At 69.7% G+C, this 15,985-nt stretch carries 14 protein-coding genes; 10 read left to right on the plus strand and 4 right to left on the minus strand.

Annotated features, from left to right (window positions below; translation table 11 throughout):
• Nucleotides 1-2 precede the first annotated feature (2 nt).
• The 8 genes from tsf (at nt 3) to ACR3IO_RS12405 (ending at nt 5,752) form a co-directional block, all read left to right on the plus strand.
• Nucleotides 3-827 (plus strand): translation elongation factor Ts, encoded by an 825-nt coding sequence (gene tsf / locus ACR3IO_RS12370; protein WP_434071504.1) that lies wholly within the window; start codon nt 3-5, stop codon nt 825-827.
• Nucleotides 828-999: 172 nt separating this feature from the next.
• The gene (gene pyrH / locus ACR3IO_RS12375) at nt 1,000-1,731 is read left to right on the plus strand and encodes a UMP kinase (protein WP_434071505.1); all 732 of its coding nucleotides are present in this window, start codon (nt 1,000-1,002) and stop codon (nt 1,729-1,731) included.
• A gap of 32 nt (nt 1,732-1,763) precedes the next feature.
• Nucleotides 1,764-2,318 (plus strand): ribosome recycling factor, encoded by a 555-nt coding sequence (gene frr, locus ACR3IO_RS12380; protein WP_434071506.1) that lies wholly within the window; start codon nt 1,764-1,766, stop codon nt 2,316-2,318.
• 9 nt (nt 2,319-2,327) lie between these two features.
• A complete protein-coding gene (locus ACR3IO_RS12385; protein WP_434071507.1) occupies nt 2,328-3,311 on the plus strand; it encodes a phosphatidate cytidylyltransferase in 984 nt (327 codons plus the stop codon).
• Between the two features lie 20 nt (nt 3,312-3,331).
• Entirely contained in the window at nt 3,332-3,886 is a 555-nt protein-coding gene (locus tag ACR3IO_RS12390) for a DivIVA domain-containing protein (protein WP_434071508.1), read from the plus strand.
• Nucleotides 3,887-4,026: 140 nt separating this feature from the next.
• Nucleotides 4,027-4,605 carry a lytic transglycosylase domain-containing protein gene (locus tag ACR3IO_RS12395; RefSeq protein ID WP_434071509.1) on the plus strand — a complete coding sequence of 193 codons (579 nt, stop codon included), beginning with the start codon at nt 4,027-4,029 and terminating at the stop codon, nt 4,603-4,605.
• Between the two features lie 86 nt (nt 4,606-4,691).
• Nucleotides 4,692-5,000 (plus strand): hypothetical protein, encoded by a 309-nt coding sequence (locus ACR3IO_RS12400; RefSeq protein WP_434071510.1) that lies wholly within the window; start codon nt 4,692-4,694, stop codon nt 4,998-5,000.
• Entirely contained in the window at nt 4,997-5,752 is a 756-nt protein-coding gene (locus tag ACR3IO_RS12405; RefSeq protein WP_434071511.1) for an alpha/beta hydrolase, read from the plus strand. Before ACR3IO_RS12400 ends, ACR3IO_RS12405 begins: the two co-directional genes overlap by 4 nt.
• A gap of 64 nt (nt 5,753-5,816) precedes the next feature.
• On the opposite strand, the gene ACR3IO_RS12410 is transcribed toward ACR3IO_RS12405, so the two are convergent.
• Entirely contained in the window at nt 5,817-6,881 is a 1,065-nt protein-coding gene (locus ACR3IO_RS12410) for an AI-2E family transporter (protein WP_434071512.1), read from the minus strand.
• Between the two features lie 17 nt (nt 6,882-6,898).
• Nucleotides 6,899-8,515: a hypothetical protein gene (locus tag ACR3IO_RS12415; RefSeq protein ID WP_434071513.1), complete on the minus strand. Its 1,617-nt coding sequence runs from the start codon at nt 8,513-8,515 to the stop codon at nt 6,899-6,901.
• A gap of 167 nt (nt 8,516-8,682) precedes the next feature.
• On the opposite strand from ACR3IO_RS12415, the gene ACR3IO_RS12420 reads away from it, so the two are divergent.
• Nucleotides 8,683-10,680, plus strand: a complete 1,998-nt coding sequence (locus tag ACR3IO_RS12420) for a hypothetical protein (RefSeq protein ID WP_434071514.1) — start codon at nt 8,683-8,685, stop codon at nt 10,678-10,680.
• On the plus strand, nt 10,677-11,618 hold the full coding sequence (locus ACR3IO_RS12425; RefSeq protein ID WP_434071515.1) for a tetratricopeptide repeat protein: 942 nt from the start codon (nt 10,677-10,679) through the stop codon (nt 11,616-11,618). Before ACR3IO_RS12420 ends, ACR3IO_RS12425 begins: the two co-directional genes overlap by 4 nt.
• An 84-nt stretch (nt 11,619-11,702) precedes the next feature.
• On the opposite strand, the gene glgB is transcribed toward ACR3IO_RS12425, so the two are convergent.
• On the minus strand, nt 11,703-13,907 hold the full coding sequence (gene glgB, locus ACR3IO_RS12430) for a 1,4-alpha-glucan branching protein GlgB (protein WP_434071516.1): 2,205 nt from the start codon (nt 13,905-13,907) through the stop codon (nt 11,703-11,705).
• Complete coding sequence (locus ACR3IO_RS12435; RefSeq protein WP_434071517.1) at nt 13,900-15,975, minus strand: alpha-1,4-glucan--maltose-1-phosphate maltosyltransferase; 2,076 nt, start codon at nt 15,973-15,975, stop codon at nt 13,900-13,902. Before ACR3IO_RS12435 ends, glgB begins: the two co-directional genes overlap by 8 nt.
• Between the last annotated feature and the right edge of the window lie 10 nt (nt 15,976-15,985).

Below are 15,985 nucleotides of genomic sequence, written 5' to 3' on the forward strand. Positions count from 1 at the left end.
AAATGGCAATCAGCATCGCCGACATCAAGGCCCTGCGCGAGCAGCTCGGCACGGGCATGGTCGACACCAAGAAGGCGCTCGAGGAGGCCGACGGCGACCTCGAGAAGGCCACTGAGATCCTCCGCCTCAAGGGTGCGAAGGGCAACGCGAAGCGTGCCGACCGCTCCACGAGCGAGGGCCTCGTCGCGGCCAAGGAGTCGCCCGCGGGCTACACCCTGATCCAGCTCGCATGCGAGACGGACTTCGTCGCGAAGAACGAGAAGTTCGTCACGCTCGCCGAGAAGGTCCTCGACGCGGTCGCCGCTGCCGGTGCAGCCGACGTCGACGCCGCGCTCGCGGCGCCGCTCGACGGCAAGACCGTCGGCGAGGTCATCGACGAGCAGGCCGCCATCCTCGGCGAGAAGGTCGCGCTCACGCGCGCCGTCACGCTGTCGGGCGAGAAGTTCGCGGTCTACCTGCACAAGACCTCGAAGGACCTCCCGCCCCAGATCGGCGTCGTCGTGTCCTACTCGGGCGATGACGAGGAGACCGCTCGCGCGATCGCCCAGCACATCGCGATGTTCGACCCCACGTACCTGACGCGCGACGAGGTTCCGGCCGACGTCGTCGAGAAGGAGCGCGAGATCGTCACCGAGATCAGCCGCAACGAGGGCAAGCCCGAGGCGGCCCTGCCGAAGATCATCGAGGGTCGTCTGACCTCGTTCTTCAAGCAGGTCGCCCTGCTCGAGCAGGACTACGCGCGCGACAGCAAGCAGCAGGTCCAGAAGGTGCTGGCCGACTCCGGTCTCACCGTGACGGCGTTCGCCCGCTTCAAGGCGACGGCGTAAGTCGAAGTGAGGGAGTCCGGATCGCCAGGCGATCCGGACTCCTTTGCTGTGTCCGGTTCGCACCGGACCTTCCGCGACCCGAGAGAGGGTCGCGGAGACACGACGCGTGCGGCACTGCGCCATCGCGTCGGAACCACTAGCTTTGACTCTCAAGGGGAAGGAACGGTCGGGGATGACGGAACGTAGACGCAGGGTCATGCTCAAGCTCTCGGGCGAGGCGTTCGGCGGAGGATCTCTGGGTGTGAACCCGGATGTCGTGAGCGCGCTGGCACGCGAGATCGCCGATGCAGCGCGCACGGTCGAGATCGCGATCGTGGTCGGCGGCGGCAACTTCTTCCGAGGGGCCGAGCTCTCCCAGCGCGGCATGGACCGCGGTCGTGCCGACTACATGGGCATGCTCGGTACCGTGATGAACTCGCTCGCGCTTCAGGACTTCCTCGAGCAGGCCGGCGCGGAGACCCGCGTCCAGTCGGCGATCTCGATGACCCAGGTCGCCGAGCCATACATTCCCCGTCGGGCCGAGCGGCACCTCGAAAAGGGTCGCGTCGTCATCTTCGGGGCCGGCGCAGGACTGCCGTACTTCTCCACCGACACGGTCGCCGCGCAGCGCGCACTCGAGATCGACGCCGAGGTCGTCCTCGTCGCGAAGAACGGCGTCGACGGCGTGTACTCCGACGACCCTCGCACGAACCCCGATGCGCACAAGATCGACCGGATCACGTACCAGGAGGCCCTCCAGCGCGGTCTCAAGGTCGTCGACTCCACGGCCTTCAGCCTGTGCATGGACAACGGCATGCCCATGCAGGTGTTCGGCATGGAGCCCGGCGGCAACGTCACCGCGGCGATCCTCGGCGCCGATCTCGGCACGATCGTCAGCAACAGCGAGTCGTCGCCGACTCGATAGACTGTCCCGAGCAGCGAACCGAAGGAGCCCCCGTGATCGCGGATGTATTGTCCGATGCCACCACACGCATGCAGAAGGCCGTCGAGGTCGCGAAGGACGACTTCGCGTCCGTCCGCACCGGCCGTGCGAACCCCCAGCTCTTCCAGAAGATCCTGGTGAACTACTACGGCACGCCCACGCCGCTCGCCCAGCTCGCATCGCTGGCGAACCCCGAGGCCCGCACGCTCGTCGTCACGCCCTACGACAAGAGCGCACTGCGCGACATCGAGCAGGCCATCCGGGACACGCCGAACCTCGGCGCGAACCCGTCGAACGACGGCAACATCGTGCGCGTCACGCTCCCCGAGCTGACCGAGGAGCGTCGTCGTGAATACGTCAAGCTCGTGAAGTCGAAGGCCGAAGACGCTCGCGTGTCCGTCCGCAACATCCGCCGCAAGGCGAAGGACGACCTCGACGCGCTGAAGGGCGAGGTCGGCGACGACGAGGTCGCTCGTGGCGAGAAGGAACTCGAGCAGATCACGAAGTCGAACGTCGACGCCATCGACGATGCGTTCAAGCGCAAGGAAGCCGAACTCCTCGAGGTCTGAGGGAACACCATGTCGGGCGTCCCTGAACACGACGATGCGGACGCCGAGGGGCGGGACCGCACCTCACGCCATGAGTTCCGGTCCCAGGTCAATGCCAGGAAGGCCGACCTCGAACGTCAGTTCGAGGCGTCGAAAGCGCAGTTCGACCAGGCGCAGGAGAAGATCAAGGCCCGCACCGGTCGCAACCTGATCCTCGCGATCCTCATCGGACTGGTCTTCGGCGGCGCTCTCCTCCTGAGCCTGCTCGTCCTCAAAGAGCTGTTCATGGTGTTCGCGGTCGTCATCGCCGGATTCGCCAGCTACGAACTCGCGCAGGCGCTTCGCAAGGGCGAGTACGACGTGCCGCGGATCCCCACCGTCGTCGCGGCCGTGCTGGCCGTGCCGTTCGCCTACTACGGCGGCGCGGGCGCGCAGTTCCTGGCCGTGCTCGGCGGCATCCTGCTGGTGACGCTCTGGCGGCTCGCCCAGCAGGCCTCGGCGCATTCGCGCACGCCCGGACGTGCGCTCGTGCGCGACCTCGCGGCCGGAGCATTCATCCAGGGGTACGTCACCTTCCTCGCGACGTTCGCCGTGGTGCTGACCGCGGCCGACGGAGGCCAGTGGTGGACCCTCGCGTTCGTGATCGTGGCGATCTCGGCCGACACGGGCGCGTATGCGTTCGGACTGATGTTCGGCAAGCACCCGATGGCCCCGGTCATCAGTCCGAAGAAGACCTGGGAGGGCTTCGCCGGCGGTGCGGGCGTGAGCATCGTGGCCGGCGTGCTCCTGTCGCTGCTGATGCTCGGCAACACGTGGTGGTTCGGCCTGATCTTCGGCGCCGCCATCTTCCTCTCGGCGACGCTCGGCGATCTCGCGGAGTCGCTCGTCAAGCGCGACCTCGGCATCAAGGACATGAGTTCGTGGCTGCCCGGACACGGCGGGTTCCTCGATCGACTCGACTCGATCCTCCCGTCGGCGGCCGTTGCGTTCGTGGCGTTCCGCATCTTCGGATGAAGCTCGGCGATAATGGGGCGGTGGACTCCACCTTCCCTCGAACGCGAAAGCCGCAGCGCGGCTACAACACGGCTCAGGTCGACGAGTTCCTGCATGTGGCACGGCGCGCCTATGACGGCACGCCGTTGCCCGAGGACCCGCCGCTGAACTCCGAGCGCATCCGACTCACGGCCTTCGGCATGCAGAAGGGGGGCTATGTGACGGCGGATGTCGACGCGGCCCTCGAGCGGCTCGAGGACGCGTTCGCGGCGGAGGAGCGCCAGGTCGCCGCGCGGTTGCACGGTGACGAGGTCTGGCTCGCGGAGGCGCGCGCAACGGCTCAGGTCGTCTCCAATCGCCTCGCGCGTTCGGAAGGCCATCGGTTCGATCGGGTGAGTCCGATCGCGCTCGGGTACCGGGTCCGCGATGTCGACAAGTTCGCCGACAAGCTCACGAGGTACTTCCGCGACGGCTGGCCGATCTCGGTCGACGACGTGCGCAGCATCGTCTTCACGACGCAGCGCGGCGGGTACCGCGAGTCGCAGGTCGACCTCGTGCTCGACGCGGTCATCGACGTCATGCAGGCCGTCCGCTGAGCGGGCGGAGGTCCGACGGGCGCCGTGCTGCGAGCGGCGCCGGCCTCGGATACACTCGACGAATCGTGGGCAGGCATACCGGGACCGAACATGGCGTGGAGACGTCCGTCGTACCTCGATCCGCAAGCACCAGGGGGCCGGTGAAGCAGGGCCTGACCGTCGTCTTCGCGTTCTGCGCGGCCCTGAGCTTTGTCGCGGTGAACCTCGTGGATCCGAGTGCGCTGGCGACCGCCACGCCCGATCGCGTCGACGCTGATCGGTTCGGCGGAGCAGAGATCCAGGCGCTCGAGGTCGGCGGGGACTTCACGATCGACGCGACGAAGGAGAACTACGCCGTCGAAGCCAAGCCGGCGTACGTGGAGCCGGCCTCGACGAGCGCGAGCGACGGCTGGGCGCCGCCCGCCGTGACGCCCGATCCCGGGTCGGCGCAGGCGTACGCCGCGACCGCGGTCGCGGCCCGTGGCTGGCCGACGACCGAATTCGACTGCCTCGTCGCCCTCTGGAACAAGGAATCAGGCTGGCGCGTGAACGCGTACAACGCGGGGAGCGGTGCCTACGGCATTCCGCAGGCCCTGCCCGGCTCGAAGATGGCGTCGGCCGGTGCCGACTGGGAGACGAACGCCGGGACGCAGATCGAATGGGGCCTCGGGTACGTGCAGGGCCGCTACGGCACCCCCTGCGGCGCGTGGGCGCACTCGGAATCGTCCGGCTGGTACTGATCGCTCGGTCGTGCATCGCGCACGAACCGACGCCGCCTTCGGCTGGGGCCGCCACCGAAGGCCGTGTCCGGACCTACACTTGACGTATGCCGCGCTCGAACCGTTCCCATGGGCGCGCGGCGAAGGCGCGTGAACCGCATCCCGAACTCGACGTCGAGCGTCTGAGTGCGGGGTGGCGACGCACCGAGGTCCGCGCAGGCCGCGAGTGGAACGTCCAACCGGTGTCCGAGGCTCAGGCGGTCAAGACGTACGTCTGCCCGGGGTGCGGACTCGACGTGATGCCGGGCGTCGCACATGTCGTCGTCTGGCGCGCTGACGGCGTGCTCGGCGACGCGGCCGATCTCGCCTCCCGGCGACACTGGCACCTGCACTGCTGGAGGATGGGAGCCCGATGAACAGCACCGAGCCGATCGAGATCCGTGCGGCGGTCGAACTGCCCGCGCATCGCGAGGAGATCCGCCTGCACACTGCCGACGGGCTGACGCTCGTGGGGGAGTTGGCCACGCCGCTCGACCGCGCCCCGGTCGCAACGCTCGTGACGCTGCATCCGCTTCCGACCGCGGGCGGCTTCATGGACTCGCACATCCTGCGCAAGGCCGCCGCACGTCTCCCGGCCCTCGCGGACCTCGCCGTGCTTCGATTCAACACGAGGGGCACGACCTCGCCCCGCGGAACAAGCGACGGCGCGTTCGGCGAGGGCATCGCCGAACGAGAGGATGTCGCCGCTGCGATGGCGTTCGTCGCGCAGCGCGGCCTTCCGAATCCGTGGCTCGTCGGGTGGTCGTTCGGCACGGAACTCGCCCTGAAGTACGGGCTGGAGCACGAGATCGCCGGTGCTGTGCTGCTCTCGCCGCCGCTGCACCGCACGACCGACGACGAACTGCGCCGGTGGAACGGCTCGTCGGTTCCCCTGGTCGCGCTGATCCCCGAACTCGACGACTACCTCAGGCCGGATGCCGCGGCCGAGCGGTTCGCGGTGCTTCCGCGCATCCGCCGCATCGACGTCGACGGTGGCCGTCACCTCTGGGTGGGGGAGTCGCAGACGCGGCGCGTGCTCGACGAGATCGTCGCGGCCGTGAATCCTGCGGCATCCCCGCTGCCGACGGTCTGGCCGGCACCCGACGGCGAAGGCGCTGTCTCCAGCTGAAGACCGACGCCCGGTAGGCGCTGCCGGACGCTGCGTCTGCGCGACACATGACGCAACGCTCGCCTCAGAGGGTGTTCTGCCGGGGGATCACGACCTGCTTGATGATGAGCAGGAGGGACGCCGCGACCGGGATGGCGACGAGCGCGCCGAGGATCCCGAGGAGCGTGCCGCCGGCCAACGCCGCGATGACCACGAGCGCGCCCGGCACCTTCACCGCGCGGTTCATGATGCGCGGACTGAGCACGTATGCCTCGACCTGCATGTAGACGAGGTAGTAGATCGCCGCCACCAGCGCGGTGAGCGGCGAACCGAGCCCGGGGATCAGGCAGACGAGGACGATCACGACGGATGCGGTGAGTGTGCCGACCAGGGGCACGAGCGAGAACATGAACGCGACGAAGGCGAGCACGGCAGGGAAGGGCGCCTGGATGATCGACAGGAAGATGAAGCTCGCGACGCCGTTGCAGGCGGCCAGGCCCGCCTGACCGAATACGTAGCGGCCGACCGACTGGGTGATCTGCTCGGTGAGGTCGGCGAAGCGGGAGCGTCGCGATGCCGGAACGAGCTGGTAGGCGGTGTGCTTCATCGCGTTCAGCGACGCCGAGAAGTACAGGGTGAGGATGAACACGATCACCATGGCGAAGATGCCCGCCCCGATCGCGACGGCGACCTGGAACACGCCGCCGGCGAGTTCGGAGAGCTTCTCGGGGTTCGTGAAGAAGTCCGTGATCGCGGAGGTCGCCTGCTGCGTGAGGTCGTTGATCGGCACTTGCGGGAACTGCTGGGAGAGCTCCTCGATCCAGTCGGTGGACTGGACCCGGTCGGCGATCGCCGGGATCTCCTCGACGAGTTGGCCGACCTGATCGACGACGATCGGCACGACCGCGAGCACGAGCGCCGCGACGATGAGTCCGACTCCCGTCATGACGATGAGGATCGCCGCCCAACGGGGAAGCCCCCGGCGCTCGAGCCAGCCGATGGCGGGCTCGAGGCCGAGGGCCAGGAACAGTGCCGCACCGACGTAGGTGAGCACGGTCGAGAGGCTGGCGATCGACGTGAGGATGAGGATGCCCACGCCGACGCCGAGCGTGCCGGCGAGGCCGATGCGGAACGCGTTCTGGATCTTCACCGGCCTCGCCGTCCGGCTCAGGCGCGGCTCGCCGCAGCGACCTGCTCTGCCTGGGTGAGCACGCCGCGGAGGCTCTCGAAGTAGCCTGCGACCGCGTCGCGCTCGATCTTGATCTGCGACAGGCGGTCCTCGGCGTCGGCGACGAGTGCACGGGTGCGCTCCTCGGCGTCGGCGATGAGCTTGCGCGCCTGATCGTGCGCCTCGGCGATGCGCTCGCGCGCCTCGTCGTCGGCCTTGTCGCGGACCACGGCGATCTCGCTGCGCACCTGGGTCTCGAGACGCTCGGCCTCGGCGCGGCTGTCGGCCGTGCGGGCGATCGCCTCGGCGAGCTCGGCGTTGGCGTCGTCGAGGAACTTCTGGGTCTCGGCCACGGCCGCCTGGTGGGTCGCGAGCAGTTCCTGCTCGGCCTCGTCGCGCTTGGTGGACAGCTCGGCCTCGAGGTCGAGGTGCGCCTTCTCGATCTCACGACGCATGCGGTTGACCTCGTGGGTGGTCTTCTTGCGCATGGACGTCAACTGGTTGTCGAGATCGATGCGCGACTGCTCGGACTCGGCGTCGAAGTCGGCGCGGGCCTGCTCCTGCTCGAGCGCGAGGTCGGCGCGCATCTGGTCGAGGTCGGCGGCGTGCTTGGCACGCAGGCGCTCGAGTTCGTGCTGCAGCTTCAGGCGGGCGGCCTCGGCCTCGCGCGTGAGGTCGACGTCGGCCTGCTCCTTCTGCTGCGCGAGCTCGGACCTGCTCGCGGCGAGCTCGCGGTCGAGGTCGGTGCGGGCCTGGTCGAGCTCGTGGACGAGGGCGGCACGCCGCTCGGTGATCTCGGCGTCGATGGCCGCGCGCGCCTCTTCGACCTCGCGCGCGAGGTCGAGACGAGACTGCTCGGTCTCGGCGGCGAGGTCGATGCGGGCCTGCTCGGTCTCCTTCGCGAGCTCGGCGCGAGCGCGATCGAGCTCGATCGCGACCTCGGCGCGCGTCTGCTCGGTCTCCTGGGCGAGGCCGGCCGCGGTCGCACGGGCCTCGGTCGCCTCGGTGTTCGCGGAGAGGAGGAGGTCGGAGGCCTTTCGCTCGGCTGCGGCGAGGGCGGCGGATGCGTCGCGCTTCGCGCTCGTGCGGAGCTCGGCGGCCTCGGTGTTCACCGCGCCGCGGATCGCGGCGGCGTCGCGTGCGGCGTCCTGGCGGAGCTGCTCGCTCGCCTCGTGGGCACGGGAGACCATGTCGTCGGCCTCGGAGCGCGCGTTCTCGAGCACGCGGGCGGCCTGCGCCTTCGCCTCGCTGAGCGTGCGGTCGGCGAGCTCGTGCGCGTCGGAGCGGAGGAGGTGCACCTCGTCTTCGGCGGCACGACGGAGCTTCTCGGCGTCGATGTCGGCCTGCGCGATGAGGCGGGTGGACTGCTCCTCGGCCACGCGGAGCGTGTTCTCGAGCTTCGTGCCGAGTCCGGAGAAGGTCGGGCTGCCGACCTCTTCGAGTTCGGCGCTCAGCTCCTCGATGCGGGCGAGGAGCCGCTTGTGCTCCTTCGTCTGCTCGGCGAGCTGGTTGTTCGCGGTGATGATGTCTCGACGCAGGCCATTGATGCTCTTGTCGACTTCGTCTTTGTCGTATCCACGGAAAACCTGCGTGAACTCGGTCTCTTCGACGGCCAATTCTTCCTCCGGGCTCTGTCCCGCCTCGTGGGGGCGCGTGCGGGAATCCAATGATTCTACGGGGGATGGCGGGGCCATCGGGAACGGCTGTGGAAGAGGCGGCGGATTCCCACTTCGGACCGGCGGCGGGGCGACTCCCAGACTGGAGTCGGTAGGCTTGGTTGTCTTTGTTCAACGCCGCATCGAGCGGCACCGGAGGTAACGTGCGATTCGTCTTCGCCATTCTGGCTTTCGCCGCCGCCGCCGTGATGGTCGGGTTCGGCATCGCGCAGCGCACGGTGTTCCTCGAACCCGATCGGGTGTCGCTGACGTCCACGATCGAGTCCGACGTGCCGTTCATCGTGGTCGAGCCCAGCGCGCTCGAGGCGTATTCCGGCAAGCAGACGCTCACCGTCTCGGGCTCGGAGCTGGTCTTCCTCGCCTACGGCCGGTCGAGCGACGTCGTCGCCTGGATCGGCGACGACGAGTACGAGTCCCTCGGATACGACGCCGAGAGCGGCGAGCTGGTCGCGACCGACTCCGCCGACCGCGTCGAGCAGGCCGCGGAGGCCGAGGGCGGCGAGGAGCCCGCCGAGGAGACGACCTCGCCCACCGCCAGGCCGGCGCCGTCCGCAACGCCGACGCCGACCCCCGAGGCGACCGCCGACGCCGACGCCGCCGAGGAGGTCGAGGTCGACCCGGCGGCCAACCCAGCCGGCTCCGACCTCTGGCTCGACGAGATCTCGGGTGAACGCTCGGTCACCACGACCATCGACGTGCCCGAGGACATCGCCGTGCTCATCGCATCCGACGGCACGAATCCCGCACCGTCGACGGTCTCGCTCGCGTGGCCGCTCGACAACTCCACCCCTTGGGCCGGTCCGTTGCTCGTCGGCGGCGGCGTCCTGTTCCTCGTCGGCATCGTGCTCGTGATCTCCGGCTTCCTGCACCATCGCCGCTCGCGCGGACCTCGCCGCAACCAGGGACCGCGCGGCAAGCTCCCGAGCGGGCCCAAGCCGCCGGCGCTCCGCCGGAGCCAGATGGGCGGCCGCCGGGCGATCGGGCGGACGAAGCGGATCGCACTCCTTCCCGTGCTCGTCATCCCGGTGCTCGCCTTCACGGCGTGCTCGTCCGACTACTGGCCGAGCTTCGAGCAGCCTCCCGCCACCACGGCCCCGGCCACGACCGAACCCCCGGTCGATCCTGCCGATCCGGCCGCGACCGAGGCGCCGTCCGACGGCGAGGCCCCGGCCGAGGAGCTCGTGCCGGCCGTGACGGTCCCGCAGATGGAACGCATCATGACCAAGGTCGCGACCACGGCCGCCGACGCGGATGCCGCGCTCGACGCCGGTGCGGTCGCCGATCGATTCACGGGCCCGGCGCTCGAGGCGCGCAAGGCCAACTACGCGATCCGCACGAGCCTGCCCGACCAGGCCGGACCGGTGCCGATCCCCTCGACGGCGCCCACGCTGATCCTCCCGCAGCAGGTCGCCGGTTGGCCTGCATCCGGTCGCACCGTGCTCGTGGTCGGCGACTCGTCCGAAGACGAGACGGTCGCGCCGACGGCCATGTTCCTCCAGCAGATGTCGCCGCGCGAGAACTACAAGGTCGTCTACGCGATGGCCCTCGCACCCGACGCCGACGTGCCCGAGGTCGCACCGGCCAGCCTCGGCGCTCCGCTCATCTCGCCCGAGTTCAAGGGCCTGGTCATGCAGCCCGACCAGGTCGGCGCGGCCTACGCCGACGTGCTCATCAAGGGTGCCGACTCCGAGTACGCGGAGATGTTCGAATCCGAGAACGACCTCTTGCAGCAGCAGCTGGGCGTCGAGGGGCAGCAGAAGATCCGCGACGATCTCAAGACCACGTCGCCGACCGCCGACATCGCCTTCTCGAACGAGGTCGGCGACGGCCCGACCATCGCGCTCGCGACGAACGACTCCGGCGCGCTGGTGACCGCGGACATCCTGCAGACCGAGAAGGTGACGCCGAACGACGGCGGCACCATCGGCTTCCAGGAAGGCGCGCCCGGCGCGGCCCTGTCGGGCTTCACCGGCAAGAGCGCCAAGGGCGTCCAGCGCGAGATCGGCATCCAGATGGTGTTCTACGTGCCGGCCGTGGGTTCAGAAGAGAAGATCCGACTCCTCGGCTGGTCCGAGAGTCTCATCGGAGCATCGGAGGTACCGTGACCGACCCCACCCCGCACGCCGCGCTTCGCGGCGCAGTGGACCTGTCCTCGCTCGTGCAGCGACCGCCGCAGAACGGCCAGGCGACGCCGCCCCCGGGTGCCGGCGGTGATCAGGTCGTCTTCCAGACCGACGACTCGGGCTTCGGCGCCGCCCTCGAGCTCTCGCGCACCGTTCCGGTCGTCGTCGCCGTGTGGGCGTCGTGGAGCGAGCCGTCCACCGGCCTCGTCGAGACCCTCGAGCGACTCGTGCGCGCCCGCGGCGGGCGCCTCGTGCTCGCCGCCGCCGACGCCGACCGCAGTCCCCAGCTCGTCCAGGCCTTCCAGGTGCAGTCGGTGCCCACCGTCGTCGCCGTGGTGGCGGGTCAGCCCGTGCCGCTCTTCGCCGGCGTCCAACCCGACGACGTGATCGACCAGGTCTTCGACCAGCTGCTCGAACTCGCGTCCCAGCACGGCGTCACGGGTCAGGTGCCCGTCTCCGACGAGACCGGCGCGGACGCCGAGCCGCAGGCACCCGTCGAGCCGCCCCTGCCGCCGTTGCACCAGGAGGCGTACGACGCGATCGAGCGCGGCGACTTCGCGGCCGCGGCATCCGCGTACAAGACGGCGATCGCGCAGGACCCGCGCGACCAGATGGCGCTTGCGGGTCTCGCGCAGGCGAACCTGCTCGGCCGCCTGAACGGCAAGACGCTCGAGTCGATCCGCAACACGGCCGCTGCGAACCCCGACGACCTGGACGCGCAGCTCGCGGTCGCGGATCTCGACCTCTCGGGCGGACACGTCGACGATGCCTTCGACCGGCTCCTGACGATGTTCCCGAAGCTCGACGCCGACCAGAAGAAGCTCGTGCGCGAGCGCCTGGTCGAGTTGTTCGAGGTCGTCGGCACCGAGGACCCGCGGGTCGCGGTCGCGCGTCGTCGTCTCACGAACCTGCTGTTCTGACCTGCTGCCCTCCGAGTCGCCCGCGTCTCGGAACGACGAAGGCCCCGCCGGTTCGGCGGGGCCTTCGTCGTTCACCGGTCGTCTTCACTCGAGCGTGAACCAGACCGCGCCGAGCGGCGGGAGGGTGAATTCCGCGGAGGCCGGGCGGCCCGACCACGGGGTGTCGGTGGCGACGACCGCACCCAGGTTGCCGACGCCGGATCCGCCCCATTGCGCGGCATCCGAGTTCAGCACCTCGCGCCAGCGCCCGGCGACCGGGAGCCCGAGCCGGAAGCGCTCGTGCGGCCGGCCGGCGAAGTTCACGATGCAGAGCAACGGTCGGCGGTCGCGGTCGTAACGCATGAAGGCGACGACGTTCTGCTGCGCCGCGCCGCCCTCGATCCACTCGAACCCGGCCGAGTCGTCGTCGAGCTGCCACAGGGCGGCGTGTTCGCGGTAGGTGCGGTTCAGCGCACCCACGAACTCCGCGAGCTCCTTGTGGCTCGGCTGCTCGAGGATCCACCAGTCGAGGCCGCGCTCCTCGCTCCACTCGGAGAGCTGGCCGAACTCCTGGCCCATGAACAGCAACTGCTTGCCGGGATGCGCCCACATGAAGGACAGGTACGCGCGCACGTTGGCGAGCTGCTGCCAGTGGTCGCCCGGCATCTTGCGGATGAGCGACCCCTTGCCGTGCACGACCTCGTCGTGGCTGATGGGCAGCACGAAGTGCTCGCTGAACGCGTAGAGGAACGAGAACGTGAGGTCGTGGTGGTGGTGCGAGCGGTACATCGGATCCTTCGCGATGTACTGGAGCGTGTCGTGCATCCACCCCATGTTCCACTTGTAGCCGAAGCCCAGGCCGCCGCTCGAGGTGGGCGCCGTGACACCGGGGAACGAGGTCGACTCCTCGGCGATCATGACGATGCCGGGGTTGCGCTTGTACGCGGTCGCCGTGGCCTCCTGCAGGAACCCGATGGCCTCGAGGTTCTCTCGCCCGCCGTGGATGTTCGGCTCCCACTCGCCGTCTTCACGCGAGTAGTCGAGGTAGAGCATGGAGGCGACGGCGTCGACGCGCAGTCCGTCGACGTGCATCTCCTCGAGCCAGAACAGGGCATTGGCGACGAGGAAGTTGCGCACCCGCGGGTTGCCGAAGTCGAAGACGTAGGTGCCCCAGTCCTTCTGCTCGCCGCGTCGCGGGTCGGGGTGCTCGTAGAGCGCCTCGCCGTCGAACCGGGCGAGGGCCCATTCGTCCTTCGGGAAGTGCCCGGGCACCCAGTCCATGATCACGCCGTAGCCCGCGCGGTGCAGGCGGTCGATCAGGTACTTCAGATCGTCGGGGGAGCCGAACCGGCTCGTCACCGCGAAGTAGCCCGTCACCTGGTAGCCCCAGGATCCGCCGAACGGATGCTCCGCGAGGGGCATGAACTCCACGTGCGTGTAGCCGAGCCAGCCGAGGTACTCGATGAGCTCGTCGGCGACCTCGCGGTAGCCGCGCCCGGGGCGCCATGAGCCCAGGTGCATCTCGTAGATGCTCATCGGCCGCTCGTGCGCATTGGTCGCGGCGCGCTCTGCGAGCCAGTCGCCGTCCTGCCACTCGTGCGTGGTGGAGGAGACCACGGAGCCGGTCGAGGGGGCGACCTCGGCCGCGCGGGCCATCGGGTCGGCCTTCATCCGCCAGGTTCCGTCTGGGCCCAGGATCTCGAACTTGTAGACCGTGCCGGGCTCGATGTCGGGCACGAAGAGCTCCCAGACGCCGGATGCGCCCATGCTGCGCATGGCGTGCGAGGTGCCGTCCCACCGGTTGAAGCCGCCGACGACGCGCACGGCTCGGGCGCGCGGTGCCCAGACGGTGAAGGACGTGCCGTCGACGGCGCCCGTGACACCCCAGTGCGATCGGTGGTTCGCGCCGAGCACGTGCCAGAGCTCCTCGTGCCGGCCCTCGCCGATCAGGTGCAGGTCGAGTTCGCCGATGCTCGGCGAGAAGCGGTAGGGGTCCTGGCTCGTCCAGGACTCCTCCCCGTAGGTCGCGCGGATGCGGTAGTCGCGGAGGCCCGCGTGCGACAGGCCGGCCCAGACGCCGTGGCCGACGTGCGCGAGTGCGAGCGTCGAGTCGTCGTCGAAGACGGCCGCGACGCCGTCGGCGAGCGAGCGTCGGGCGCGGATGACCGTGAGCCCCTCGGCATCCGCCGCCGGGGCGGGCACGGGATGCTGGCCGAGCACCGAATGCGGGTCGGCGTGCCGTCCTTCGGCGACAGCCTGCAGCACGTCGTCGGCGACCTGGGGCCCGGTCGGCGGCATCCGGTCAGTCATCGGAACCACGGACGACGTGGAGGACGTGGGCGGGGCGGGTGAAGGCGTCGAGGCGGACGTAGTTGTCCTCGCCCCACTGCCAGCGCTGCCCGGTCACGAGGTCTTCGACGGTGAATCGGGATCCGGGCGGGAGCCCGATGGCGGCGAGGTCGAGGTGCACGGTGGTCTCCCTGACGGAATGCGGGTCGACGTTCGCGACGACGATGATCGTGTCGTCGAGACCGTCGGGGGTGAACTGGCCCTCGAGGTGCTTCGAGTACGCCATCACGGCGTCGTCGTCGCTGGCGTGGAACCGGATGTTGCGCAGCTGCCCGAGCGCGGGGTGGGCCTTGCGGATGCCGTTCAGGATGCCGAGGTAGAGCGCGAGCGAGCGGCCCTCGGCCTCGGCGGCGGCGAAGTCGCGCGGCTTGTACTCGTACTTCTCATTGTCGATGGCCTCTTCGGCGCCGGGGCGCGCGACCGACTCGAACAGCTCGAAGCCCGTGTAGACGCCCCAGCTGGGGGCGGCGGTCGCGGCGATCGTGGCCCGCACGGTGAAGGCCGCCGGCCCGCCGAACTGCAGGTACTCGGTGAGGATGTCGGGCGTGTTCACGAAGAGGTTCGGCCGCATGAAGTCGGCGGTCTCCTGCGAAACGCTCGTCAGGAACTCCTCGAGTTCCTCCTTGGTGTTGCGCCACGTGAAGTAGGAGTACGACTGCTGGAACCCGACCATCGCGAGCGCCTGCATCATCGACGGCCGGGTGAACGCCTCGGCGAGGAAGACGACGTCGGGATCGGTGGCGTTGACCTCGCCGATGAGCCGCTCCCAGAACGCGAGCGGCTTGGTGTGCGGGTTGTCGACGCGGAAGATGCGCACGCCCTGCTTCATCCAGTGCCGCACGATGCGCTCGACCTCGACGAGGAGCCCGTCGGGATCGAGGTCGAAGTTGATCGGGTAGATGTCCTGGTACTTCTTGGGCGGGTTCTCGGCGAAGCGGATGCTGCCGTCGGGCAGCGTCGTGAACCATTCGGGGTGCTCGCCGACCCACGGGTGGTCGGGGGACGCCTGGAGCGCGAGGTCGAGCGCCACCTCGATGCCGAGCGCGTTCGCCCGCCGCACGAAGGCGCGGAAGTCGGCGAGCGTGCCGAGGTCGGGGTGCACGGCGTCGTGCCCGCCCGGCGTGCCGTCGGCGAGAGGCCCGCCGATGGCCCACGGGGAGCCCGGGTCGCCGGGCGCCGGATCGAGCGTGTTGTTCGGGCCCTTGCGGTTGGTGACGCCGATGGGATGGATCGGCGGCAGGTAGAGCACGTCGAATCCCATGGCGGCGACGCCGTCGAGCCGCTTGATCGCGGTGCGGAAGGTGCCTGACCTCCACGTGCCGTTCCGCAGGCGCCGCGCGCCCTCGGACCGGGGGAAGAACTCGTACCAGGAGCCGACGCCCGCGCGACGGCGCTCGACGGTGATCACGTGCTCGTCGGACTCGCTCGAGAGTCGGGCGAGCGGCCGGACCTCGAACTCGGCGAGCGCGGAGTCGTCGATGAGCGCGCGTCGGTCGGCGACGGATGCCTCGGCATCGCGGAGGCTCGCCGCGACGGCGGCCAGACGACGGCGCACCGCCGGAGGCCGGGACTTCTCGGTCGACGCACGATCGAGCAGCCGCGCCCCGATCTCGAACATGACGTCGACGTCGACGCCGGCGTCGACCTTCAGCGCGGCATCGTGCCGCCACGTACCGATCTCGTCGTCGAATCCCGTGACGCGCCACCGCCAGTCGCCGACCTCGTCGAGGAGGAGCTTCGCCTCCCACCGGTCGGTACCGGGCGCCGTGAGCGCCATGCGCGCGCGGTGCTCGAGACCGGACGGCGCCGTGGCGACGAGCATCGCGCCGACCTGGTCGTGGCCCTCGCGGAACACGTTCGCGCGGAACGGCACGACCTCGCCCTCGAAGGCCTTGGGCCGCCAGCGCGGATCGGGCACGGCGGGGGAGAGCCGGGTGACGGGGATGCGACCGGCGCGAACGGTACGGGAGCTCACGCAATCGACCGTAGCGCGGAATGCTCCCGCGGGTGTGCCTGTTCGTTCACACATTCGACACGCG

It is taken from the genome of Agromyces sp. Marseille-Q5079, assembly GCF_051016555.1.
In the GTDB taxonomy this organism is placed as follows: Bacteria; Actinomycetota; Actinomycetes; order Actinomycetales; family Microbacteriaceae; genus Agromyces.